The sequence below is a fragment of the Streptomyces sp. NPDC058637 genome, from assembly GCF_042717325.1.
Taxonomy (GTDB): domain Bacteria; phylum Actinomycetota; class Actinomycetes; order Streptomycetales; family Streptomycetaceae; genus Streptomyces.
Genome location: NZ_JBHXRD010000006.1, coordinates 169822 through 192916, shown reverse-complemented (window position 1 = coordinate 192916; position 23095 = coordinate 169822). Strand labels below are relative to the sequence as shown.

Here is a 23095-nt window from a genome sequence, read left to right as displayed (position 1 = left end):
GTCCCGTGCGACCGGGCCACTGAGCCGTCCGTGCGGGCTGCCTAGGCGAGCTCGGTGGGGCGGTCCGGGCGGGTGCCCAGGTCGGTCTCCTCGAACACCAGCAGAGTGCGGGTCGAGAGGACCTCGGGTATGGCCTGGATCCGGGTCAGGACCAGCTCACGCAGTGCCCGGTTGTCCGGGGTGTGGACCAGGAGCAGGACGTCGAAATCGCCGCTGACCAGGGCGATGTGGGTGGCGCCCGGGAGCGCCTGGAGCTCTTCACGCACAGTGCGCCAGGAATTCTGGACGATCTTCAGCGTGATGTAGGCGGAGGCCCCCTGCCCCGCCCGCTCATGATCCACCCGTGCGCTGAAGCCGCGGATCACGCCGTCCTCGACCAGCCGGTTGATCCGGGCGTACGCGTTCGCGCGTGACACGTGGACGCGCTCGGCGACGGCCCTGATCGACGCCCGGCCGTCCGTCTGCAGGATGCGGAGGATCGCCCGGTCGATGGAGTCCAGCGGTCGCGCGGGCGGAACCTGGCCGGCGTCCCCGCCCCGGTCGGCCATTTGTTCAGCTGCCATCTTCCCGTGCCTCCCTGTTGTGGACGACCTGCACCTATCCCAGGCTGTGGAGAACCGTTTGTCCACAGGCTGGCGGTGCCTGTAGCCAAATTGCCCTGACGACCGAACAATCGGTAGGTGAGGCACACCACACCGGTGCCTCGCCCACGCCTCGACGTTCCTGCGGATTTCGACACCCCTCGATATACCTCGATGCCTGGAGGTGCTTGTCATGACGGTCCAAGAGCTGCCCGGCGCAGCCGCCTATCGGCCCACGCCGCCCCCGGCCTGGAAGCCGCTCACCGACCCGGCGCCGCTGCTCCCGGACCCCGAGCCGTACCGCGTGCTCGGTACGGACGGCGCGGCCGCGGCGGACCCCGAGCTCCTGCTGCGGCTCTACGCCGAGCTGGTGCGCGGTCGGCGGTACAACGCCCAGGCCACCGCCCTGACCAAGCAGGGCAGGCTCGCGGTGTATCCGTCGAGCACCGGGCAGGAGGCCTGCGAGATCGCGGCGGCGCTCGTGCTCGAGGAGCGCGACTGGCTCTTCCCCAGCTACCGCGACACCCTCGCAGCCGTGGCGCGCGGCCTGGACCCGGTCGAGGCGCTCACCTTGCTGCGGGGGGACCGGCACACCGGGTACGACCCGCGTGAGCACCGCATCGCCCCGCTCTGCACCCCGCTGGCCACCCAGTTGCCGCACGCCGTCGGCCTGGCGCACGCGGCGCGGCTGAAGGGCGACGACGTGGTGGCGCTCGCCATGGTCGGCGACGGCGGCACGAGCGAGGGCGACTTCCACGAGGCACTGAACTTCGCGGCCGTCTGGCGGGCCCCCGTGGTCTTCCTCGTACAGAACAACGGCTTCGCGATCTCCGTGCCGCTGGCGAAGCAGACAGCCGCGCCGTCCCTCGCCCACAAGGCCGTCGGGTACGGGATGCCGGGCCGGCTGGTCGACGGCAACGACGCGGCCGCGGTGCACCAGGTGCTCGGGGAGGCGGTGGCGCGGGCCAGGCGTGGCGAGGGGCCGACGCTGGTCGAAGCCGTGACGTACCGCATGGACGCCCATACGAACGCCGACGACGCCACCCGCTACCGGATCGACAGCGAGGTGGAGGCGTGGCGCGCACACGATCCCATCCTGCTGCTGGAACGGGAGCTGACCGGGCGCGGGCTGCTGGACGAGGACGGCATCAGGACGGTGCGGGAGGCGGCGGAGCGGATGGCGGCCGGTCTGCGTGAGCAGATGAACGCCGATCCGGTCCTCGACCCGATGGACCTGTTCGCCCATGTCTACGAGGAACAGACCGGGCAGCTGCGCGAGCAGGCCGCCCGGCTGCGGGACGAGCTGGACGCCGAGCACGCGCACGGCGAGACCGGCGCGGAGGAAGGGCGATGACCACTGTTGCGGCGGCGGCCGGTGAGCGGACCGGCAGGGCCAAGCCGGCCACCATGGCGCAGGCCCTCGGGCGCGCGCTCCGCGACTCGATGGCCGAGGATCCGAGCGTGCACGTCCTCGGTGAGGACGTCGGCACGCTCGGCGGTGTCTTCCGTGTCACCGACGGCCTGGCCAAGGAGTTCGGCGACGATCGCTGCACGGACACGCCGCTGGCCGAGGCGGGAATCCTCGGTGCGGCGGTCGGCATGGCGATGTACGGGCTGCGGCCCGTGGTGGAGATGCAGTTCGACGCGTTCGCGTATCCGGCGTTCGAGCAGCTGATCAGCCATGTGGCCAAGATGCGCAACCGCACCCGGGGCGCCATGCCGCTGCCGATCACGGTGCGGGTGCCGTACGGCGGCGGGATCGGCGGGGTCGAGCATCACAGCGACTCCTCCGAGGCCTACTACATGGCGACGCCCGGCCTGCACGTCGTCATGCCGGCCACGGTCGACGACGCGTACGGGCTGCTGAGGGCGTCGATCGCCTCCGACGATCCGGTGGTCTTCCTGGAGCCCAAGCGGCTCTACTGGTCGAAGGCAGCCTGGTCCCCGGACGCGCCTGCGGCGGTGGAGCCGATCGGGCGTGCGGTTGTCCGCCGCCCCGGGCGCAGCGCGACTCTGATCACCTACGGGCCCTCCCTTCCTGTGTGCCTGGAGGCCGCGGAGGCCGCCACGGCCGAGGGCTGGGACCTCGAGGTCGTCGACCTGCGGTCGCTGGTGCCGTTCGACGACGAGACCGTCGCCGCGTCGGTACGGCGCACGGGGCGTGCGGTGGTAGTCCACGAGTCCTCCGGCTTCGGCGGTCCGGGCGGCGAGATCGCGGCCCGGGTCACAGAGCGGTGTTTCCACCACCTGGAGGCGCCGGTGCTGCGGGTGGCCGGGTTCGACATTCCGTATCCGCCCCCGATGCAGGAGCGGCACCACCTGCCGGGCGTGGACCGCGTGCTCGACGCGGTGGCCCGTCTTCAGTGGGAGGCCGAGGGCTGATGGCGCAGGTACTCGAATTCAAGCTGCCGGACCTCGGCGAAGGACTGACCGAAGCCGAGATCGTGCGCTGGCTGGTGGAGGTCGGCGATGTCGTCGCCATCGACCAGCCGGTCGTCGAGGTCGAGACGGCCAAGGCGATGGTGGAAGTGCCGTGCCCGTACGGGGGTGTGGTGACGGCAAGGTTCGGTGAGGAGGGGGCGGAGCTTCCGGTCGGGGCTCCACTGCTGACGGTCGCGGTCGGGACCGAGCCGGGGACGGGACAGCCGGCCTTCGGTCCCGCCTCCCGTTCCGGCGCCGAGAAGGAGACCGAGTCGTCCGGCAACGTGCTGGTCGGATACGGCACGGCCGCACCCGCAGCCCGCCGGCGCAGGGTCAGGCCCGCGCCGGTCACGGCTGCCGCTCCCGTGGCGGCCCCGGCTCCGGCCCCTCCCCCGGCTGCGGATGCCGGTTCCCATGAGGTGCGGGGGCCCGTGGCGGTCGTCTCCCCCCTGGTACGGAAGCTGGCGCGGCAGCACGGTCTCGATCTCCACACGGTCGTGGGTTCGGGGCGGGACGGGCTGATCCTGCGCACCGATGTCGAATCGGCGATCAGGGCGACGGACGAGGAGCTCTCGGCTGCGGCACCAACTGTGGCCCAGGGGCCGGCTCCTGTTTCGGCTTCCGCAGGCGAGCGCATCCCACTGCGCGGGGTCCGGAAAGCGGTCGCGGAAAAGATGGCGCGCAGTCGACGGGAGATTCCCGACGCCACGTGCTGGGTCGACGCCGATGCCACCGAACTGATGGCGGCGAGGGCCGCGATGAACGGTGCCGGCGGATCCGCCACGGCGCCCAAGGTGTCGGTACTCGCTCTGTTGGCCCGCATCTGCACGGCGGCTCTGGCCCGGTTCCCCGAGCTCAACTCCACCGTGGACACCGAGGCCAGGGAGATCGTGCGGCTTCGGGAGGTCCACCTCGGCTTCGCCGCCCAGACGGACCGGGGTCTGGTCGTCCCGGTCGTACGGGACGCGCACTCCCGGAACGTGGAGTCGATCGGTGCGGAGATCGCCCGGCTGACCGGGGCCGCCCGGGCCGGGAAGCTGACACCGGCCGAGCTGACCGGCGGGACCTTCACGCTGAACAACTACGGGGTGTTCGGAGTCGACGGCTCGACCCCGATCCTCAACCTTCCGGAGGTGGCGATGCTCGGTGTCGGCCGGATCGTTCCCAAGCCGTGGGTGCATCAGGGGGAGCTGGCGGTGCGCCAGGTCGTCCAGCTCTCGCTCACCTTCGATCACCGGGCGTGCGACGGCGGCACGGCGGGAGGCTTCCTCCGGTACGTGGCCGACTGCGTGGAACAGCCTGCGGTGCTTCTGCGCACCCTGTAGCCGCCTCTGGCACGCGGATGCGGCGCGTGACGCGGTGTCCGGATGCCGCGCGTGCGGACGAAGGGTGACCGGCCGGGGCCGTCGGCCGGTGGTCCAGGGACGGCCCCGTTCACAGGGGCCCGTCGCGGCCCGGCGCCCAGTGGCCCCGTTGCTCCCTGGCCGGGCTCCCCGCCGTCGTCTGCCGGTGAGTAGTTCCGCGCCGGTGCCGCGCCGGTTCCGCCCCGGTTCCGCCCCGGTTCCGCCCCGGCGGAATCGGCGGAGGCGGGTGGCGCGCATACTCGGGGCATGACCGCGTATGACGCCATCGTTCTTGCCGGAGGGGCCGCGAAGCGGCTCGGGGGAGCCGACAAGCCAGGACTCCGCGTGGGTGGCCGGGCACTCCTCGACCGGGTGCTCGCCGTCTGTGCCGATGCCGGGACCACCGTGGTGGTGGGCGGGCGCCGTCCCACGGTGCGCCCGGTCGTCTGGACGCGCGAAGTACCCGAACGCGGAGGCCCGTTGGCCGCGCTGGGGGCCGGGGTGCGGCACACGACCGCGGAGAGGGTTCTCGTTCTCTCCGCGGATCTGCCGTTCCTGGGGGAGGCGACGGTCCGTTCGTTGCTGGCTGCCGCGGGAGTGGGAGCCCACGAAGGTGCGTTGTGCAGGGACCCCGACGGGCGGGACCAGCCGCTCGTCGCGGTCTATCGCGGCGAGCCGCTCCGGCGGGAGCTCGCACTCCTCGCCACCGAGCACGGCGGTCTCGCCGGTCTGCCGCTGCGGTTGCTGACGGCCGAACTCGACCTGGCGCGGGTCGAGGCCGGCCCCCTCGCCTCGTTCGACTGCGACACCTGGGAAGACATTGCTGCCGCCAGGGCCCGGATCAGGGAGCATGGAACCGTGCTGGATGAATGGATCACCGCAGTCAAGAACGAACTGGGCATCGAGCTCGACGTCGACACCGGCGTCCTCCTCGACCTCGCGCGCGATGCGGCGCACGGCGTCGCCCGCCCCGCCGCACCGCTGACCACCTTCCTGGTCGGGTACGCGGCGGCGATGGCGAGCAGCGGGAAGAGCCCGGAAGTCGCGGCCGAAGCGGTTGCGGAAGCTTCCCGCAAGGCCACCGCGCTCGCGCTCCGGTGGGAGGAGGAGACGGCGACCGGTAGCGGAACCGGCTCACCATGACGGCCCCCGAAGGCGGGGCCCGTGGGTCCTTGCCCGCAAGCGGCCGGGACCGCCGATCGGACGCCTCGGCCCAGGCCCTACCTCGGACCGAGGCCCAGGTCTCGGCATCGAGCGCGGGCCCGTCCGGCCGGCCTTCGCCGCTGACGGCCGCAGAGACCCGGTCCGGCCAGGGACTCCGGACCGCCCAGGAGCCCGGGTCGGCTCAGCAGCGACTGTCAGCCGAGGCGAAACGGGCCGCCGAGGCCAAGCGGGTGACCGAGACGGAGCGGGTCGCCGAGGAGGAGCGGGCCGTGGAACAGGCGCTCGCCCTTGTGGGGCGGCAGGCGCAGGCCGGGCACCTCCCGCCGGACCGGGCCGACGGAACGCCCAGGCCGCCCAGGCCCGCCGGCCCGCCAGACCGGCCCAACTCGCAGCCGACGGGCGAGACCCCCGGCCACGCCGGCGCCTCCCCGGACGCCCCGAACCCTCCGGGCCGCGCACCGAAGGCACCCCCGACGCCGACGGCTCACCGCGCTCACGCCACACCCTGGAGCGAGGCCCGTGCCCTGGCCGAGCGGCTCGGCCGGGCCGCCCCCCGTACCGCCCACCGGCTTCCCCTGGAGCGGGCCCTCGGACACGTCCTGGCCGAGGCCGTCATGGCGCTCACCGATCTGCCGTCCTTCGACACCTCCGCCATGGACGGCTGGGTCGTCGCCGGGCCGGGCCCCTGGAACGTACGGGAGGGTGAAGGGCTCCTCGCGGGACGTGGGGCGGCGCAACCGCTCCTCGACGGCGAGGCGGTACGCATCGCCACCGGTGCCCGCATCCCGGCCGACGCCACCGCCGTCATCCGGAGCGAGCACGCACGCACCGACGTGACCGAAGGCCTGCTCCGCGCCACCCGCGAAGTCGTCCCCGGACAGGACATCCGGCCCCGCGGCCAGGAATGCCGTTCCGGCGACATGCTCCTGCCCGTCGGCACTCTCGTGACCCCGCCCGTTCTCGGTCTGGCCGCCGCCGCGGGGTACGACGCCCTCGTCGCCGTGCCCCGGCCCCGGGTGGACGTCCTCGTGCTCGGCGACGAGCTCCTCACCGGCGGGCTTCCGCACGACGGGCTCATCCGGGACGCCCTGGGACCGATGTTGGGCCCCTGGCTCCGGGCACTCGGCGCAGAGGTCACCACCCCTCGACGCCTCGGCGATGACGCGGGCGCGCTCCGGGAGGCTCTCACCGCCTCCGACGCCGATCTGATCCTCACCACGGGCGGGACCGCCGCCGGCCCCGTCGACCACGTCCACCCCGTCCTGGCCGAGACCGGGGCCGAACTGCTCGTCGACGGGGTGGCCGTGCGCCCCGGCCACCCCATGCTCCTGGCCCGGCTCGCCGGTGACGGCCCCTACCTGGTCGGGTTGCCCGGCAATCCCCTGGCCGCCGTGTCCGGACTGCTCACCCTGGCCGAGCCGTTGCTCCGCGGGATCGCCGGACGGCCCGCTCAGGACGCGTACCGTGCGCCCATGCGGGAAGCGGTGCACGGACATCCGCACGACACCCGGCTCGTCCCCGTGGTTCACCGTACGGACGGTGTCGTCGCCCTGCACTACAACGGTCCGGCCATGCTGCGGGGGATCGCCGCCGCGGACGGGCTGGCCGTCGTGCCGCCGGGCGGGGTACGGTCCGGCACCGAGGTGGAGATCCTCGATCTGCCGTGGGCCTCGGTGACGCCCTGGACGGAAGGGTGTTTCACGTGAAACTTCCCGGCCAAGACGCGATGGCCAGGCGCGCGGACGAGCACGTCGTCCCCACCCGGGTGCTCCTGCCCCGACGGGTGGTCGACAGACCGCTGCGCCAGGTGGCCAAACGCCTGGCGATGGCACTGACCGTGCTGGCCGTCACCGTGTTCATCGTCTGGGCGGACCGCAGCGGCTACCACGACAACGCCGACGGAAAGGTCGACTTCCTCGACGCCGTCTACTACGCGACGGTGACGCTGTCGACGACCGGATACGGCGACATCGTCCCGTACAGCGACCCGGCCCGGCTGATCAACGTCGTGCTGGTGACGCCGTTGCGCGTGCTCTTCCTGATCATCCTGGTCGGCACCACCCTCGAGGTCCTGACGGAACGGACCCGGGAGGACTTCCGGCTGAACCGTTGGAGAACCAACTTGCGTGAACACACCGTTGTCGTCGGCTTCGGCACCAAGGGCCGCTCGGCGATCCAGACGCTTTGTGCCACCGGTCTGAAGAAGGACCAGATCGTCATCGTCGATCCTGCGGGCAAGGTGATCGAAGCTGCCAACGCCGAAGGGTTCGTCGGTGTGCTGGGCGATGCCACCCGCAGTGATGTGCTGCTGAGGGCCGAGGTCCAGAAGGCGCGTCAGATCATCATCGCGACCCAGCGCGACGACACCGCCGTACTCGTGGCGCTGACCGCGCGTCAGCTCAACCGAGGGGCGAAGATCGTCGCCGCCGTGCGGGAGGAGGAGAACGCTCCGCTGCTTCGGCAGTCCGGTGCCGACGCCGTTATCACCAGCGCGAGCGCGGCCGGCCGTCTGCTGGGACTTTCCGTCCTCAGCCCGAGCGCGGGCACGGTGATGGAGGACCTCATCCAGCAGGGCAGCGGTCTCGATCTCGTCGAACGGCCGGTGATAAAGGCCGAGGTGGGCAAGAGCGTCCGGGAGACCGACGACCTGGTGGTCAGCGTGCTGCGGGGGCACCGGCTGATGGGGTACGACGATCCGGCGGCCAGTCCGCTGCAGTTGACGGACCGCGTGATCACGATCGTGCGGGCCTCACCGACACATGTCCCGCAGGCGAACCACCTGCCGCAGTCCAACCAGCGTTCCTGGAAGGACGGCGGCTCGCAGGCCTGACGGTCTCCAGGGCCTGACGGCGTCTCCCGGACCTGGCAGCCGCTCGCAGGCATGGTGTGGCGCTCCCGAGCCTGGTGGCGCCCCCAGGTTTGACGGCGCTCGCAGACCTGACGGTGTCCCCCGGGCCCGACGGTCGCTCGCAAGCCTGACGGCGGCTCGCAGGCTTGACGGCTGTCAGGGGGCGCACGGAGTAGCCTCGCGGCCATGCATGCGATCACGATCCCCGAACCCGGTGGCCCCGAGGCGCTCGTATGGGCCGAGGTACCCGATCCCGTACCAGGCGAGGGCGAGGCCCTCGTCGAGGTCGTGTCCAGCGCGGTCAACCGGGCCGACGTCCTTCAGCGGCAGGGCTTCTACAACCCACCGCCCGGCGCCTCCCCCTACCCCGGCCTGGAGTGCGCGGGCCGCATCGCGGCCCTCGGCCCGGGCGTGACCGGGTGGTCGGTGGGTGACGAGGTGTGCGGGCTGCTGGCGGGCGGTGGGTACGCGGAGAAGGTCGCCGTACCGGTCGGCCAGCTGCTCCCGGTACCCGACGGCGTGGACCTGGCGGTGGCCGCCGCGCTGCCCGAGGTGACCGCGACGGTCTGGTCCAACGTCTTCATGGTGGCCCACCTGCGCCCCGGTGAGACCCTGCTGGTGCACGGCGGGTCCAGCGGCATCGGCACGATGGCGATCCAGCTCGCGAAGGCCGTCGGCGCGCGGGTCGCGGTGACCGCCGGCGGACCCGAGAAGCTGGCGCGCTGTCAGGAACTCGGCGCCGACATCCTCATCGACTACCGCGAGCAGGACTTCGTCGAGGAACTGCGCAAGGCGACGGACGGAGCGGGGGCGGACGTCATCCTCGACATCGTCGGGGCGAAGTACCTGGACCGGAACGTACGGGCCCTGGCCGTGAACGGCCGCCTCGCGATCATCGGTCTCCAGGGCGGCGCCAAGGGCGAGTTGAACCTGGGCGCCCTGCTGAGCAAGCGGGCCGCCGTCACGGCCACCTCCCTGCGCGGACGCCCGCTCGCGGAGAAGTCCGCGATCATCGCCGCGGTACGGGAACACGTCTGGCCGCTGATCGGTGAGGGGGTCGTCCGCCCGGTCGTGGACCGTACGGTGCCGATGCCGGACGCCGCCGAGGCCCACCGGGTGCTGGAGTCCAGCACCCACATCGGCAAGGTGCTCCTGCTCTCCCCGAAGGCCACCGACCCGAAGGCCACCCCGAACGCCTGACACACGCGGCCGACACAGCACGGGATACGCGCGGGGCCCGGCACACATCACGTGTGCCGGGCCCCCGCGCGTACTGCTGTCGGTGCAAACGAAGAAGGGATGACAGAGGCGCGAATCAGAGCGGGTGGTTACAGATACGGACCGGAGCGCGCCGGGCCGTGCGGGTCCGTGCCGCCTTCCTCGTCCTCATGGACCGAACCCGGCGGGAGGGCGCGGCGCATCTGCTCGAGCTGTGCGCGGGCGGCCATCTGCTGGGCGAACAGCGCCGTCTGGATGCCGTGGAACAGACCCTCCAGCCAGCCGACCAGCTGCGCCTGCGCGATCCTCAACTCGGCCTCGGAGGGCACGGACTCCTCGGTGAAGGGCAGCGAGAGCCGTTCCAGCTCCTCCACCAGCTCCGGCGCCAGGCCGTCCTCGAGCTCCTTCACCGAGCTCTGGTGGATCTCCTTGAGCCGGACCCGGCTCGCCTCGTCGAGAGGAGCCGCCCTGACCTCCTCCAGAAGCTGCTTGATCATGCTGCCGATGCGCATGACCTTCGCGGGCTGTTCGACCATCTCCGTCACCGGGACCTCGCGCGACTCGTCGTCACTGCCACCGCCGCCGATAGCCATTCCGTCCTGTCCCACCACGAGGACCTGGGGGTGCTCCTGCGACCGGTCATTCCTCGGCATCTCCATGCCGCCATTGTCTCGTACACCTGCTGCACATCACGTTGGTGCCCCCGGAAAGGGATGATCCACCCTCCCCGGGGGTACCGGAACGGCCGGTCGGCGGTGGTCCGTCAGCCGGCGCGGCGGGTGAGCGTCAGTCGCTTCCCGGCGAACGCGGCGGCGAGCAGCCCGGCCAGCACGGGTACGACCAGGGCCAGCAGCCCGATGGTCTCCCATGGCAGCACGATCGGCGTGTACGCGGAATCCATGGGCTCCGCGCGCATGGACTCCATCGCGTCACGCAGGTCGATCAGACGCAGTGACACCGCGGGGACGACACCTGCCACCGTGCCGAGCAGTACACCCGTGAGTGCGACCACCAGGCACTGGAAGCCGGAGAGCGAACGGCGTACGCCCGGCGGTGCGCCGACCGCGCTGAGCGTGGTGAGGTCGGCCTCCGCGTCGGCCTTGGCGAGACCGGTCGTGATGGCGGCGGCGCCCAGGGTCACCACACCCGCGAACAGCGCGAGGATCAGCATGACCACGTCCTCGTCCCGGGAACTCGGCCCGCGTTCCGACTGGAGGTAGGCGGCGTTCCCCACCTGAGCGAACGCTGCCCGAAGCGCCTGCTGCTCGGCTTCCGTCGGGGGGTGCGCGACGGTGTAGAAGCTGCCGTGGTCCTGGGTGTGCAGCCCGAGCCGGTCCGCCGTGCCCTGCGGCATGATCATGCGGATCCCGGGGGTGGCGGCGTACCTCGCGGGCGCGACGTACACGGCCAACCGCTCCGTGGTGGTCCTCGCCTTGCCCGGGTGCAGCTTCCGGTTCTCCTTGTCCTGCTCGCTGTACGTGTGGACAGCCTTCAGGGTGACCCGGCCGTCCTTCGCGTAGGCGGGGTTCAGCAGCACCGGCGTGCCGTTCGCCAGCGCCCTGGCCGCCCCGGGGTCGTCGATCTTCGCGTACGAGGTGAGTACGGCGGTGTCGCCCACGACGATCTTGGCTGGGCCCGAGTTGAACGAGTACGCCTGGGTGTATTCGTCGACACACGCGGGGGAGCCCATCAGCTTCTTGTGCGCGTCGGCGGAGAGACCTTCGGCCAGCTTCCTGGCACCTGGTCCCTGCAGCGGGCAGTTGTGGCCCTTTCCGGTCGGCTTGACCAGTTCGAGCGTGCCGCAGCCGTCCTCCTCCTCGTGGTGGACGGCACAGTCGGAGCCGACCCAGACGCGTCCGAAATCGGCACGGCCGCCGCTGACGGCCAGATTCTGTTCGACGGCGGCACGGGCGAGGGGGAGCTGGTCGGCCGTCCCCGACTCGGAGCTCACGAGCGCCGCCGTGCCGGGCGTGAGCATGGGAACGTGGTCGTACGCGTGCTCGGCCGTCACGCTGGTCGTGTACGTGGCGATGGCCACCGTGCCCGCGACCGCGGCCATCACGGCGGCGACCGCGGGGGCCGTGCGTCCCCGGTTACGCGCGGCGTCGCGCAGTGCCATCCGGGGGGAGAGCGGCAGCCGGGAGCCGAACCGGCCGAGGAAGCCGACGATCACCGGGATGCAGGCGAGCACCCCGAGTTCGGCGACGATCGACCCGCCGACGACCAGCGTCGTGTCTCCCCCGGTCCCGCCGACGACGGCGACCGCGATACCGCCCGCCAGGGCCACGCAGCCCACGGCGGGCAGGATCCGGGAACTCCGGCGCGTGCCACGGCGGCCGGTGAGCGATTCCAGCACGGACTGGCGGCCGGCCACGATCGCGGGGGCCAGCGCCGCCAGAATTCCGGTGACGAAGCCGATCAGAGCGATCGCGAGCAGTTCCTGGACACGGATCTCGAGCGTGCCGAAGCGGCTCTCGGTCCAGCCCTCGATCATCGGACGGCACAGGACGGTCAGCCCGAGACCGCCGACGACACCGGCCACGGCGCCGAATCCGCCGAGCACCGCACCCCCGGCCAGCACCACCGCCCGTACCTGGCTCCGGTCACCGCCGCAGGTGCCGAGGAGACCGAGCTGCCTGCGCGAGCGGCGCGCACCGACCGCGAACGCGGGGCCCGCCAGCAGGACGACCTCCAGGACCGCCATGGCGACGACGGTCACGACGGCCGCGCTCAGCTCCATTGAGTCGTCGGGAAAACCGGATCCGGCGCGTGCGGCCAGGGGCACCTCGGAGTCCGGCGGCGGGTCGAGGGCCACCTGGCGGGACAGCACCAGCACGCCCTTCCTGTTGGCCGCGAGCACGTCCTGCCAGGTGACACCGGCCCCGGCCGCGCCCTGGACCAGCCACTTCGTGTCACCGGGATCGGGCGGGACGACCTTGTCGTCCCGGGCGGCCGCCGCCTTCCACGGTGCGACGACCGCACCCGGTTCGGCGTACAGCGCACTCCTGGCGAGGTTGCTGTGCACCTCGACGCTGCCGGTGATCGTGTACGTCTGCTCGGGGCCGCGCAGTGTCGTGCGGGAGCCGATGCCCAGCCCGGTGGCCTCCAGGAAGCGTTCGGTCGCGACGACCTCGTCCCTGCCCTCCGGATACGTCCCGTCGACCAGGTCGAGCTTGCCGCGGACCGCCGGGTCGGAGGTGCGCAGCTCGACGATCTCGATGTTGGCGATCCCGTGCCGGGTGGTGACGGTGGCGGGCACGGACTGCTCCGTGACGTACCGGGAGCCCTTCGGGAAGGCGCCCGGTACGTCGACCGGCTTCGCGGTGGCGCTGTCCGGCTGCGTCGCGCCGGGCGGAACGTCGTAGGTCCTGAGGTCGGGCAGCTGCTCGACCTGGACGGGCCCGATGCCCGCCGAACTGAACACGGCGTCCGCCGAACCCAGCGTGGCCGTCAGTTCCTCGGCGGCGGTCGGTGTGGAGCTGCGGTACGTGACATCGGCGGCCGTCACACCGAGGACCGGCAGGGCGATCATCGCGACGACGAGCGCGCTGCGGCCCCTGGACCGCAGTGCGTCGCGCCGGGCTATCCGGAAGGCGGCCCGCCACCCCGGGAGGAAGCTCACCGGGCACCCTCCACGGTCAGCAGCGACTCGGCGCCGGACGACAGCGTCTGGTCGACGATCGTCCCGTCCCGGAGGAAAACGACCCGGTCCGCCCACGCCGCGTAACGCGGCTCGTGCGTCACCATCACGCCCGCCGCGCCCTGGTCGCAGCGGTTGCGCAGGAGAGCGAGGACGGATTCCCCGGTCTCGGAGTCGAGCGCCCCCGTGGGCTCGTCGGCGAGCACGAGGCGCCGGTCGCCCACGAGGGCACGGGCGATGGCGACGCGCTGTTGCTGGCCGCCGGACATCTCGTCCGGGAAGCGGTCGGCGATCTCGGTGAGACGCATCTCCTCCAGTGCGGCCATCGCCTCCCTGCGCGCCTTGCGGACGGCGACACCGTCGAGCTCGCGCGGCAGGGCGATGTTCTCCGCGGCCGTGAGGGCGGGGATCAGGTTGTAGTCCTGGAAGACGTAGCCGACGCTGCGGCGGCGCAGGGCGGCGACGCCCTTGCGGCCGAGTGCGGAGATGTTCCGGCCCTCGATGACGACCTGGCCGCTGGTCGCGATGTCGAGACCGCCGGCCAGGGCCAGCAGGGTGGACTTGCCGGAGCCGGAGGGGCCCATCACGGCGACGAGCTCCCCGGCGCGCACGGACAGGTTGACGCCGCGCAGGGCGTGCACCTCGGCGATACCGGAGCCGTGGGTACGGGTCAGCGCCTGCAGTTCGAGGACAGGCGTGTCCACGGGCGGACCGGAGGACGGGGACGGGACGGACGAGGACATGACGGGTTACTCCCTGGGAAGGGCGTGCGGAAGCCGGGCGGGACCGCGGCGCCGGCGCTCTGCGCGCGGGCTGCGGCCTGTGCGGTCCGGGGCCGGGGCGTGAGAGGCGAGGGCCGCCCCGGTGGTGGGCGCCGGTGGCCGGCCCCGGCGGGGTCAGTGCCGGTTACCGGGCCGGGAAGCCGCTGTACGGGTTCCCGGCCGGCCCGTGGACGCGGCGGACGGGGCAGGCTCGGTGGCGGCGGCCTCGGCGAGGCGTACGAGGCGGGACTCGCAGTGGTCCAGCCACCGGGCCTCCGCCTCGGCCTGGAAGATCAGCTGCTCGACCACGAGGAGCCAGGCGACCTCGTCACGGTCGGAGGGCACGTCGGCGAGCGCCTGGGCCTTCAGCCGTGTGTAGTCCTGCATGGCCTTCAGCGTGTGGCCGCGCTGGGACTGGATCACGGCCCGGATGTCCACGCCGGGCGCTCCGACCGCCATCGCCAGCTTGATCGCCAGCTCGTCGCGGGGCGGACTGCTGCGGTCGACCGGGGTCTCGAACCAGCTCCGCAGCTCGGCGTGGCCGTCGTCGGTGATCGAGTAGAGCGCGTGGCCCGCGGCGTCCTCACCGTCCTGGACGACCATGCCGTCGCGTTCCAGACGGCTGAGGGTCGTATAGACCTGACCGACGTTCAGCGGCCAGGTGGAGCCCGTGCGGGACTCGAACTCGGTGCGGAGCTGGGAGCCGTACCGAGGCCCTCGCTCCAGGAGGGCCAGCAGGCCGTGACGGATCGACATACTGAGTATGTATACCGAGTAGGTTGCTGAACGCAAGTGCCTCGGCCAGCAGTTCAGGCCGGCGGTTCACGCTTCCAGTGCACGCCGGCGGTTCACGCTGTCAGTTCACGCGACGCATACGGAATGCCAGGAAACCCAGCCCCAGGCCGACCAGGGCGATTCCGCTGCCGAGGGAGACCTGCTGGACCTGCCGCACGGCGGGCTCGTCCAGTGCCTGCCGCTGCCGGGCGGTGCGGCCCGGTCGGGGGAACGCGTCGGGCGGAGGGGTGAAGGCGGGCACCTCGCCGGGGTCCGTCCCGGGCGGCACCTCGTCGGCCGAGGCCTCGGAGTCGGCGAGCTCCGCCGGCGACAACGACCGCCCGGGCCGCGCCCGGCCCTCGCCGGCCAGCCTTCCGGCCATGGGGGCCTCGGACTCCTCCGCCGAGGGCGATCCCGAGGCCGGTCCCGAGGGAGATTCCGAGGTCGCTCCCGGTGGTCGGTCCGATGCGCCGGGGGCGGGGCGTACCGCGGCGGGCCCGCTGTCCCCGTACGCCCCGGCCGACGGCCCGAGTGCCACGCCGGCCGCCATCACCAGACAGGCCACGCATCGTGACGACCGTGAGACCAGGAGTCCTGGAGGCATGAGATCAGCGTCACACGCCCTGCTGCGTCCGGCATCCCGGCGGCAGCCGACCGCCCGAGCCGCCCGACGGGCCGGGCATGATTGGGACCGAGCCGCGAACAGGACCGCTCACGAACGGGCAGGACCGCTCACGAGCGGGCAGACCGCGAACAACGCGGGTCACGCACGCGCCCACCCGCGGACGCGATCGCGAGTCGCCCGTTCACGCACCACCCCGCACACGAACCGTCCGTCGGCCCGCCCGCGCGTGACGTCAGGCCGGGTCGCCGGTGGAGACCTTCAGTTCGAAGTGGGCGCCGCGCTCCGCCACGGCCGTCCCGGCGGACGGGAACTGGCCGACGACCTGGCCTTCGGCGTATGTGTTGCCCGGCTCCTCGATCTCCTTGACGGTCCAGCCCGCGGCGAGGGCGCATTCCTTCGCCGAGAGGATGTCCTTGTAGACGAAGCTCGGCGCCTGCACCTTCTGCGGGTCGTCCGAGTCCTCCGTCGCGTCCGTGCACTTCTCGGTGTCCATCGTCCGGTTCCGCTCCGGCGGCCTGTGCTCACCCGCGACCGATTCGCCGGTGCTCGGGTCGTCGGTGCCGGGGTCCTCGTCGTCCATGGACAGGAAGCCGATCAGGCCGCCGATCGCCACCAGGGCCACCACGATCGAACCCACGATGACCGGGAGGTTCCGCCGGGAACCGCCGCCGTTGCCGCCCGTGACCGCCGTGGACCGGGGGGACATCGTGTAGGGCGGCGGAGTCCCGTGGGCGAGGGGCGCCTGGGTGCCGTACGGCTGGGCCGCCTGCGGGTAGCCGTAGCCCGGTGTGGGGGCGGGGGTCGGCGAGGCGTAGGGGCCTGGCTGCTGGTGGGTTCCCGGGTACGGCTGGTAGGGCGTGTGCACGCCGTGCGGTGCCGGGGCGGTCTGGTCGACGGGCGGGAAGACCGCCGAGCCGACGCCCGAGCCGCTGTTCGCCGGTGTGCCCCCGCCGATGATCACCGGAGCACCCACGTGGGCGCCCGCGTTCAGCACACGCGTGATCTCGTCCTGCATCGCCGCGGCGCTGGGAAAGCGCTCGTTCGGGTTCTTCTTGAGCGCGCGTGCGACGAGCGCGTCCATCGCGGGCGTGATCGAACGGTTGATGCTGGACGGCGCGACCGGCTCCTCCTGCACATGCGCGTACGCGATCGCGAGAGGCGAGTCCGCGTCGAACGGGATGCGTCCCGTGAGCAGTTGGAAGAGCATGATGCCGACGGAGTAGAGGTCGGACCGCGCGTCCACTCCGCGGCCCAGCGCCTGCTCGGGGGAGAGGTACTGGGGCGTGCCGACGACCATGCCGGTCTGGGTCATCGAGGTGACGCCCGACTGCATGGCGCGGGCGATGCCGAAGTCCATGACCTTCACGATGCCGCGCTTGGTCATCATCACGTTGCCGGGCTTGATGTCGCGGTGGACCAGGCCCATCTCGTGGCTGGTCTCCAGGGCGGCGAGCACGTCCGCCGTCACCTTGAGCGCCTTGTCGGCCGGCATCGCGCCATGGGTCCGGATGTCTGCCTGGAGCACGGAGCCGAGCGGCTGCCCCTCGACGTACTCCATGACGATGTACGGCATCAGCGCGCCGCCGAGCTCGTCCTCGCCCGTGTCGAACACCGAGACGATGTTGGTGTGCTGAAGCTTGGCGACGGCCTGCGCCTCGCGCCGGAACCGCTCGCGGAAGGACTGCTCGCGTCCCAGCTCGGTGTGCAGCGTCTTGATGGCGACCTGGCGGTCGAGCGCGGAGTCGTACGCGAGATAGACGGACGCCATCCCGCCTTCGCCGAGGAGGTCGCGCAGCTGGTAGCGGCCACCGGCCACGGAACCGCCCGCGTAGCGCCCCTGTGCGCCGTGTGCGCCGTCCTGGCTCATGACTTGCTCCCCCTAGGCGCCCACGGACGCGATGATCCCTATTACGGGCCAAGTCTGCCCGAGGGGTCCGACACGTCAAGCCAGGTGCCCGTTCCGTGACCCTACGCACAAGAAGCGTCTCGGAAGCGTTACAGGAAACGCATGGAATTTGCGTGTGCGCCACGCCAGCCGATTGGATGACCCGTCCCGCTCGGAACAGGTGGGTCCGGCGGAGGCTGTAGCGTGACGTGTCAATGCAGCAAGGCACCGTGAGAACCCGCGGACGCGCGGACAGAAACGACGGCGAGGACTGATGGCACCCGGATCCGAAGCAAACGGCGGCGGAGTTTCGGATGGCACCGACTCCTGGGGTGTCGACGGCGTGGTCGGGGACGGCCGTTACCGCATGACACACCGGCTCGGCCGCGGCGGCATGGCCGAGGTCTTCGCCGCGGAGGACGTCCGTCTGGGGCGCACGGTCGCGGTGAAGCTGCTCCGTTCCGATCTCGCAGAGGACCCGGTCTCCAAGGCCCGCTTCACGCGCGAGGCGCAGTCGGTCGCGGGGCTCAACCACCATGCGATCGTCGCCGTGTACGACTCCGGCGAGGACGTCGTGGGCGGCGCGACCGTGCCGTACATCGTGATGGAGCTGGTCGAGGGCCGCACCATCCGCGAGCTGCTGGTCAGCGCCGAGGCACCGCCGCCCGAGCAGGCCCTGATCATCGTCTCGGGCGTGCTGGAAGCACTGGCGTACTCGCACCAGCACGGCATCGTGCACCGTGACATCAAGCCGGCCAACGTGATCATCACGCATTCCGGCGCGGTCAAGGTGATGGACTTCGGCATCGCCCGAGCGCTGCACGGCGCCCAGTCGACGATGACTCAGACCGGCATGGTCATGGGCACGCCCCAGTACCTCTCCCCCGAACAGGCACTCGGCAAGGCGGTCGACCACCGCTCCGACCTGTACGCCACCGGTTGCCTGCTCTACGAACTGCTCGCCCTGCGGCCCCCGTTCACCGGCGAGACCCCGCTCTCCGTCGTGTACCAGCACGTCCAGGACATCCCGGTCCCGCCGTCCGAGGTCGCCGGGAGCGTGCCGCCGGAGCTGGACGGCATGGTCATGCGTTCCCTCGCGAAGGACCCGGACGACCGGTTCCAGAGCGCCGAGGAGATGCGCGGCCTCGTCCAGTACAGCCTGCAGATGCTCCAGGTCCAGGGCGGGCACACGGGTACGTGGAACACCGGCCCGGTCGTGCTGAACGACACCGGCCACACGGCCGCGATGAACATCGGCGGCGGTACGGCGGCCATGGGGCACCCGATGCACGGGGACACCTCGCAGGGCCCGATCCTGCCGCCGATGAACCCCGACGACGGCGCGTACTCCGGCGGCCACCACAACGGTGGCGGTCGCGGGAAGATGTGGCTGTTCGTCCTGCTCGCCCTCATCGCGATCGGTGCGGGTGTGGCGTTCGCGATGCAGGCGGCGAACGACGGCGGTGACAAGAAGACACCGACCACCCCCTCCACCTCGGTCTCCCCGTCCGCGACGGAGTCCTCGCCGGAACCGACGGACGACGAGACCGAGGAGACCGAGGAGCCGGACACCTCCACGGGCGGCCAGAACTGGAAGACCAAGGACCCGAGCTGGCCCCCGTCGGACACTCCGACGGAGCCGTCCGCGGAGCCGTCGGACACGCCGACGTCGCCGGACCCGGGCGCCAGCGAGGGCGGCAGCACGACGACGGACGGCGGTACCGGCGACGACGGCGGATCCGATGACGGCGGCACCGACGAGGGCACCACCGGTGACGACACGGGAACGACGACCGAGGGGACCGCGGCGGGAACCGCGGCCGGTACCTCGGCAGGTGCTGCCGCCGGGAACACCACCACCGGCACGACCACCCCGTAGCCGTCCGCGGGCCCTCACCCCGTGAAGGCCTCGCTCACCGCCTCGTACTCGCGCGTCCACCACACCGCCAGGGCCGACACCGCAGGGAACTGCGGGTCGGCCCTGCGGTCGTGCAGGCGGTAGCGCCAGCGCAGTATCCAGAAGTCGTTGAGCCGCTCCCACCACACCCGGTGCACCGCGGCGGCCAGTTCGGCCGCCCCGGCGCCGGCCGACCGCCGGTAGGCACTGGCGTACGCCCGCACCTTCTCCAGGGCCAGTTCCCCGTCCGGCCGTACGAAGAAGATCGCCGCGGCCCGCACCGCCTCCTCCGCCCGTGGCTGCACACCGAGCCGGTCCCAGTCCACGATCGCGACCGGGTCGGCGCCCCGGTAGAGCAGGTTCAGGGGATGGAAGTCACCGTGCACCCATCCCCTCGCGGGCTCCCCGGGCGTCGGCGGGCGGCGGTGCGCGTGCTGTTCCAGCAGGGCGCGGCGCTCGACGAGACGGTGCACGGCGAGTTCGTCGAACGCGTCTCGGAGGCCCATGGCGCGCGCGGACGCCAACAGGTCGTCGATCAGGGCGAACGTGTCGGCGGGATCGGGACTCTGCCCCCGTACGGGAGGCGGCGGGTCCGCCTCCATGACCTGTTCCAGGCCCGTGTGCACGGCGCCGAGGAGCGCACCGAGCCGTTGCGACTCGGCGGTCGTGAGCTGGGCGCCGTCGCGGTGCAGGCCGTCCACCCAGGGGTGCAGGGCATAGCGTTCCCCGCCGATCACCGTGACCGTGTCACCCTCCGTGTCCGCGAGGGGCGGGGCGACCGGCACGCCGAGGGAGTGCAGCTGCTGGGTGGCACGGTGCTGCCGGACGATCGTGTCGTGGTCACCGCTGGCGTCGTCGAGGTGGTGCTTGTCGAGGTGGTGCTTGAGGAAGTACGAGCCCCGGGTCGTGGAGACCCGGTAGCCGTGGTTGAGCAGGCCCTTGGTGAGGGGCTCGCAGGCGAGAGGTTCACCTGCGCCCGGGTAGCGGCGCATGACCTCGCCGACCGGAGGAACAGGTGGAAAGGTCACAGATGAGCGCAGCACTCGCCACATGTTAGGTGACGCTGCGTGGCTGGTTTTACTAACTTGCTTCGTAGGTCAAAGTGTGCATATGGATCACGTGCGGATCGAGCCGGAGATACACCGGATCGAAGGCTTCGCCGTTCACCTCGGACGGCCCGGTGCCGAAGAGTTCCCGCTGATCGGAGTCGGGGTGCACGATCTCGGCGGGGCCGGTGAACTGCACGGACCAGAGTTCCTCGCCGCCGTCGGGGCCGCGGTCGGACGCGGGGACGGCGGCGGGGGAGTCGAAGTTGTCCGCCCCGTAGGCGATGACACTCCCGTCGCAGGACTCGTGACAGCCGAGCCCCCGGTGCATCCGCAGGACGACCCGGCCCTCGATCACCAGGTGACGGGCCACCGCCAGGAAGGGCAGGGCCCGCATGCTCGTGGCCAGCCGGCCGTAACGGACGCGGCCGAGGAGCTCGATGGCGCGGAGTTCGTCGGAGGGTCGGGGAGAGAGCATGCGCTCCACTCTCCGGCACCTGTAGGGGCCGGGTAAGAGTCCGCGGCCCCGTCGGCCAGGGACCAAAGTCCCGGCCGCACGGCTCGGCGCGCCCCCTGCCCGCGCCGCCCGCCCCGCATCGCTCGGCGCGCCCTGGCCCGGACCCCGCCGGTCGTCCCACGCGCCCCGGCCCGACGCGCCGAACGCCCGAGAACCCGGACACCCGGGACGCCCTGCGCCCGCACACCCGGGACGCCCGCACCGCCGCGGCCCGCGCCGCTCAGCGCTTCTCCGCCTGGAGCCGGGCCACGTACGCCGCCGCCTGCGAGCGCCGTTCCATGCCCAGCTTGGCGAGAAGGCTGGAGACGTAGTTCTTGATGGTCTTCTCGGCGAGGTGCAGCCGCTCGCCGATGACCCGGTTCGTCAGCCCCTCGCCGATCAGGTCGAGGATCCTGCGCTCCTGGTCGGTCAGGCCGGCGATCCGGTCGTCGCCCTTCCCGTCCTTGCCCTCGCGGAGCCGTTCCAGCACGCGCGCGGTGGCCACCGGGTCCAGCAGGGACTTCCCGGCCGCCACGTCCCGTACGGCGTTCAGCAGCTCGTTGCCCCGGATCGCCTTGAGCACGTATCCGGACGCGCCCGCCATGATCGCGTCGAAGAGGGCCTCGTCATCGGCGTACGAGGTCAGCATCAGGCATTTGATGCTCTCGTCCTTCGAGCGGACCTCGCGGCAGACCTCCACACCGCTGCCGTCGGGCAGGCGCACGTCGAGGACGGCGACATCCGGCCGTGTCGCCGGGATCCGTACGAGCGCGTCGGCCGCCGTGCCGGCCTCGCCGACGACCTCGATGTCCTCCTCGACGGAGAGCAGCTCATGAACGCCGCGCCGGACGACTTCATGGTCGTCGAGCAGGAATACGGTGATTTTTCCTTCTTCGCGCACAATCGAAGTCTCACATACTCCTTTCCTGTCTGCCCTTCCCTGGCGCTGCCGCCCGGGATAACGTGCCGTTGTTCCGGCGGCCTGCAAGGCTGTTGCCAGTGCTGTGACCAGCAGGAGTCCCCGTTTTTTGCGATTTACTTGGAAATCCAAGCAAAATTGCAGGTCACAAGGTGTTTCGCAGTTATGCGGTGCACTGGGTAACGTGCCTATGACAGGGCGCTCGCCGGGGCACCTGTCACGCCTGTTCCCGGCCGAGCGGCACCCACCCCGTGCACGGGTCCGGACACAGGCGAGCCGCACTGGTTCCCGGCCATCCCGGGGGCCGGACCGACGGAGGAGCACGCACGTGACCGTGGAGAGCACTGCCGCGCGCAAACCGCGACGCAGCAGCAAGCGGACCAGCGCCGCGAAGACGCCACAGAGTTCCGAGCCCCAGCTGGTTCAGCTGCTGACGCCCGAGGGCGAGCGCGTCGAGCACCCGGACTACCAGATCGACCTGAGCGGCGACGAGCTGCGCGGTCTCTACCGGGACATGGTCCTGACCCGCCGCTTCGACGCCGAGGCCACCGCGCTCCAGCGCCAGGGCGAGCTGGGTCTGTGGGCCTCGCTGCTGGGCCAGGAGGCCGCGCAGATCGGCTCCGGCCGGGCGCTGCGCGACGACGACTACGTCTTCCCGACCTACCGGGAGCACGGCGTGGCCTGGTGCCGGGGGGTGGACCCGACGAATCTGCTCGGGATGTTCCGCGGCGTGAACCACGGCGGCTGGGACCCCACCACGAACAACTTCCACCTGTACACGATCGTCATCGGCTCGCAGACCCTGCACGCCACCGGCTACGCCATGGGCGTCGCCAAGGACGGCGCGGACTCGGCCGTGATCGCGTACTTCGGTGACGGAGCCTCCAGCCAGGGCGACGTCGCGGAGGCCTTCACCTTCTCCGCGGTCTACAACGCACCCGTCGTGTTCTTCTGCCAGAACAACCAGTGGGCCATCTCCGAGCCGACCGAGAAGCAGATGCGAGTGCCGCTCTACCAGCGCGCACAGGGCTTCGGCTTCCCTGGTGTCCGGGTCGACGGGAACGACGTACTGGCGTGCCTGGCCGTCACCAGGTCGGCGCTGGAGCGTGCCCGCCGGGGCGAGGGGCCGACCCTCGTCGAGGCGTTCACGTACCGCATGGGAGCCCACACCACCTCCGACGACCCGACCAAGTACCGGGCGGACGAGGAGCGTGCGGCATGGGAGGCCAAGGACCCGATCCTGCGCCTGCGTGCGTACCTGGAGAAGCAGGACCTCGCCGACGCGGCGTACTTCACCGCGCTGGAGGAGGAGAGCGAGACCCTCGGCAAGCGGGTCCGCGAAGCGGTGCGGGCCATGCCCGACCCGGACCGGCTGGCGATCTTCGACCACGCCTACGCCGACGGCAGCCCGCTCGTCGACGAGGAGCGCGCCCAGTTCGCCGCCTACCAGGCATCGTTCGCCGAGGAGGGCAACTAG

General features: G+C 71.7%; 19 protein-coding genes. 9 read left to right on the top strand and 10 right to left on the bottom strand.

The window, feature by feature from the left end; genetic code table 11:
* Nucleotides 1-41: 41 nt before the first annotated feature.
* Entirely contained in the window at nucleotides 42-563 is a 522-nt protein-coding gene (locus ACFWVP_RS08270; protein WP_384494632.1) for an Lrp/AsnC family transcriptional regulator, read from the bottom strand.
* Between the two features lie 211 nt (nucleotides 564-774).
* Here ACFWVP_RS08270 and pdhA (ACFWVP_RS08265) point away from each other — a divergent pair, with 211 nt between their 5' ends.
* From pdhA (ACFWVP_RS08265) to ACFWVP_RS08235, 7 genes are all read left to right on the top strand, one after another.
* On the top strand, nucleotides 775-1935 hold the full coding sequence (gene pdhA / locus ACFWVP_RS08265; protein WP_384494630.1) for a pyruvate dehydrogenase (acetyl-transferring) E1 component subunit alpha: 1161 nt from the start codon (nucleotides 775-777) through the stop codon (nucleotides 1933-1935).
* Complete coding sequence (locus tag ACFWVP_RS08260; RefSeq protein WP_384494628.1) at nucleotides 1932-2963, top strand: alpha-ketoacid dehydrogenase subunit beta; 1032 nt, start codon at nucleotides 1932-1934, stop codon at nucleotides 2961-2963. Before pdhA (ACFWVP_RS08265) ends, ACFWVP_RS08260 begins: the two co-directional genes overlap by 4 nt.
* Nucleotides 2963-4327 (top strand): dihydrolipoamide acetyltransferase family protein, encoded by a 1365-nt coding sequence (locus tag ACFWVP_RS08255; RefSeq protein WP_384494626.1) that lies wholly within the window; start codon nucleotides 2963-2965, stop codon nucleotides 4325-4327. Before ACFWVP_RS08260 ends, ACFWVP_RS08255 begins: the two co-directional genes overlap by 1 nt.
* Nucleotides 4328-4612: 285 nt before the next feature.
* A complete protein-coding gene (locus ACFWVP_RS08250; RefSeq protein ID WP_384494624.1) occupies nucleotides 4613-5488 on the top strand; it encodes a DUF6457 domain-containing protein in 876 nt (291 codons plus the stop codon).
* A 251-nt stretch (nucleotides 5489-5739) separates the two neighbouring features.
* Entirely contained in the window at nucleotides 5740-7215 is a 1476-nt protein-coding gene (locus ACFWVP_RS08245) for a molybdopterin molybdotransferase MoeA (RefSeq protein WP_384494622.1), read from the top strand.
* Nucleotides 7173-8339, top strand: coding sequence for a potassium channel family protein (locus ACFWVP_RS08240; RefSeq protein ID WP_384494620.1), 1167 nt, complete (start codon nucleotides 7173-7175; stop codon nucleotides 8337-8339). The genes ACFWVP_RS08245 and ACFWVP_RS08240 overlap by 43 nt, the downstream gene beginning before the upstream one ends.
* A 204-nt stretch (nucleotides 8340-8543) precedes the next feature.
* Nucleotides 8544-9557, top strand: a complete 1014-nt coding sequence (locus ACFWVP_RS08235) for an NAD(P)H-quinone oxidoreductase (RefSeq protein WP_384494619.1) — start codon at nucleotides 8544-8546, stop codon at nucleotides 9555-9557.
* A 128-nt stretch (nucleotides 9558-9685) separates the two neighbouring features.
* Here the strand turns inward: ACFWVP_RS08235 and ACFWVP_RS08230 are convergent, their stop codons facing one another.
* The 6 genes from ACFWVP_RS08230 to ACFWVP_RS08205 all read right to left on the bottom strand — a co-directional run bounded on the left by ACFWVP_RS08230 (nucleotide 9686) and on the right by ACFWVP_RS08205 (nucleotide 17242).
* Nucleotides 9686-10234 (bottom strand): bacterial proteasome activator family protein, encoded by a 549-nt coding sequence (locus tag ACFWVP_RS08230; RefSeq protein WP_384494618.1) that lies wholly within the window; start codon nucleotides 10232-10234, stop codon nucleotides 9686-9688.
* 104 nt (nucleotides 10235-10338) lie between these two features.
* Complete coding sequence (locus ACFWVP_RS08225) at nucleotides 10339-13197, bottom strand: ABC transporter permease (RefSeq protein WP_384494616.1); 2859 nt, start codon at nucleotides 13195-13197, stop codon at nucleotides 10339-10341.
* Nucleotides 13194-13958 carry an ABC transporter ATP-binding protein gene (locus ACFWVP_RS08220; RefSeq protein ID WP_384494615.1) on the bottom strand — a complete coding sequence of 255 codons (765 nt, stop codon included), beginning with the start codon at nucleotides 13956-13958 and terminating at the stop codon, nucleotides 13194-13196. Before ACFWVP_RS08220 ends, ACFWVP_RS08225 begins: the two co-directional genes overlap by 4 nt.
* 153 nt (nucleotides 13959-14111) lie before the next feature.
* Entirely contained in the window at nucleotides 14112-14732 is a 621-nt protein-coding gene (locus tag ACFWVP_RS08215; protein ID WP_384494613.1) for a PadR family transcriptional regulator, read from the bottom strand.
* Between the two features lie 100 nt (nucleotides 14733-14832).
* Nucleotides 14833-15132 (bottom strand): hypothetical protein, encoded by a 300-nt coding sequence (locus ACFWVP_RS08210; RefSeq protein WP_384494611.1) that lies wholly within the window; start codon nucleotides 15130-15132, stop codon nucleotides 14833-14835.
* Between the two features lie 475 nt (nucleotides 15133-15607).
* Nucleotides 15608-17242: a protein kinase gene (locus ACFWVP_RS08205; protein ID WP_384494609.1), complete on the bottom strand. Its 1635-nt coding sequence runs from the start codon at nucleotides 17240-17242 to the stop codon at nucleotides 15608-15610.
* A gap of 292 nt (nucleotides 17243-17534) precedes the next feature.
* On the opposite strand from ACFWVP_RS08205, the gene ACFWVP_RS08200 reads away from it, so the two are divergent.
* Nucleotides 17535-19139, top strand: a complete 1605-nt coding sequence (locus ACFWVP_RS08200) for a protein kinase (RefSeq protein WP_384494607.1) — start codon at nucleotides 17535-17537, stop codon at nucleotides 19137-19139.
* Between the two features lie 14 nt (nucleotides 19140-19153).
* On the opposite strand, the gene ACFWVP_RS08195 is transcribed toward ACFWVP_RS08200, so the two are convergent.
* From ACFWVP_RS08195 to ACFWVP_RS08185, 3 genes are all read right to left on the bottom strand, one after another.
* Entirely contained in the window at nucleotides 19154-20209 is a 1056-nt protein-coding gene (locus ACFWVP_RS08195; RefSeq protein ID WP_384494605.1) for a phosphotransferase, read from the bottom strand.
* A gap of 28 nt (nucleotides 20210-20237) precedes the next feature.
* The gene (locus tag ACFWVP_RS08190) at nucleotides 20238-20681 is read right to left on the bottom strand and encodes a pyridoxamine 5'-phosphate oxidase family protein (protein ID WP_384494603.1); all 444 of its coding nucleotides are present in this window, start codon (nucleotides 20679-20681) and stop codon (nucleotides 20238-20240) included.
* A 259-nt stretch (nucleotides 20682-20940) separates the two neighbouring features.
* On the bottom strand, nucleotides 20941-21600 hold the full coding sequence (locus ACFWVP_RS08185) for a response regulator (RefSeq protein ID WP_384494601.1): 660 nt from the start codon (nucleotides 21598-21600) through the stop codon (nucleotides 20941-20943).
* A gap of 346 nt (nucleotides 21601-21946) precedes the next feature.
* Here ACFWVP_RS08185 and pdhA (ACFWVP_RS08180) point away from each other — a divergent pair, with 346 nt between their 5' ends.
* Complete coding sequence (gene pdhA, locus ACFWVP_RS08180) at nucleotides 21947-23095, top strand: pyruvate dehydrogenase (acetyl-transferring) E1 component subunit alpha (RefSeq protein WP_384494599.1); 1149 nt, start codon at nucleotides 21947-21949, stop codon at nucleotides 23093-23095.

What these genes read in the sequence shown, in the direction of transcription:
- ACFWVP_RS08250 (WP_384494624.1), top strand. Translation starts at nt 4,613, where the DNA reads ATGACCGCGTATGACGCCATCGTTCTTGCCGGAGGGGCCGCGAAGCGG.
- ACFWVP_RS08230 (WP_384494618.1), bottom strand. Translation starts at nt 10,234, where the DNA reads ATGGAGATGCCGAGGAATGACCGGTCGCAGGAGCACCCCCAGGTCCTC.
- ACFWVP_RS08220 (WP_384494615.1), bottom strand. Translation starts at nt 13,958, where the DNA reads ATGTCCTCGTCCGTCCCGTCCCCGTCCTCCGGTCCGCCCGTGGACACG.
- ACFWVP_RS08270 (WP_384494632.1), bottom strand. Translation starts at nt 563, where the DNA reads ATGGCAGCTGAACAAATGGCCGACCGGGGCGGGGACGCCGGCCAGGTT.
- ACFWVP_RS08195 (WP_384494605.1), bottom strand. Translation starts at nt 20,209, where the DNA reads ATGTGGCGAGTGCTGCGCTCATCTGTGACCTTTCCACCTGTTCCTCCG.
- ACFWVP_RS08235 (WP_384494619.1), top strand. Translation starts at nt 8,544, where the DNA reads ATGCATGCGATCACGATCCCCGAACCCGGTGGCCCCGAGGCGCTCGTA.
- ACFWVP_RS08215 (WP_384494613.1), bottom strand. Translation starts at nt 14,732, where the DNA reads ATGTCGATCCGTCACGGCCTGCTGGCCCTCCTGGAGCGAGGGCCTCGG.
- ACFWVP_RS08260 (WP_384494628.1), top strand. Translation starts at nt 1,932, where the DNA reads ATGACCACTGTTGCGGCGGCGGCCGGTGAGCGGACCGGCAGGGCCAAG.
- ACFWVP_RS08200 (WP_384494607.1), top strand. Translation starts at nt 17,535, where the DNA reads ATGGCACCCGGATCCGAAGCAAACGGCGGCGGAGTTTCGGATGGCACC.
- ACFWVP_RS08210 (WP_384494611.1), bottom strand. Translation starts at nt 15,132, where the DNA reads ATGGCCGGAAGGCTGGCCGGCGAGGGCCGGGCGCGGCCCGGGCGGTCG.
- ACFWVP_RS08190 (WP_384494603.1), bottom strand. Translation starts at nt 20,681, where the DNA reads ATGCTCTCTCCCCGACCCTCCGACGAACTCCGCGCCATCGAGCTCCTC.
- pdhA (WP_384494630.1), top strand. Translation starts at nt 775, where the DNA reads ATGACGGTCCAAGAGCTGCCCGGCGCAGCCGCCTATCGGCCCACGCCG.
- ACFWVP_RS08255 (WP_384494626.1), top strand. Translation starts at nt 2,963, where the DNA reads ATGGCGCAGGTACTCGAATTCAAGCTGCCGGACCTCGGCGAAGGACTG.
- ACFWVP_RS08205 (WP_384494609.1), bottom strand. Translation starts at nt 17,242, where the DNA reads ATGAGCCAGGACGGCGCACACGGCGCACAGGGGCGCTACGCGGGCGGT.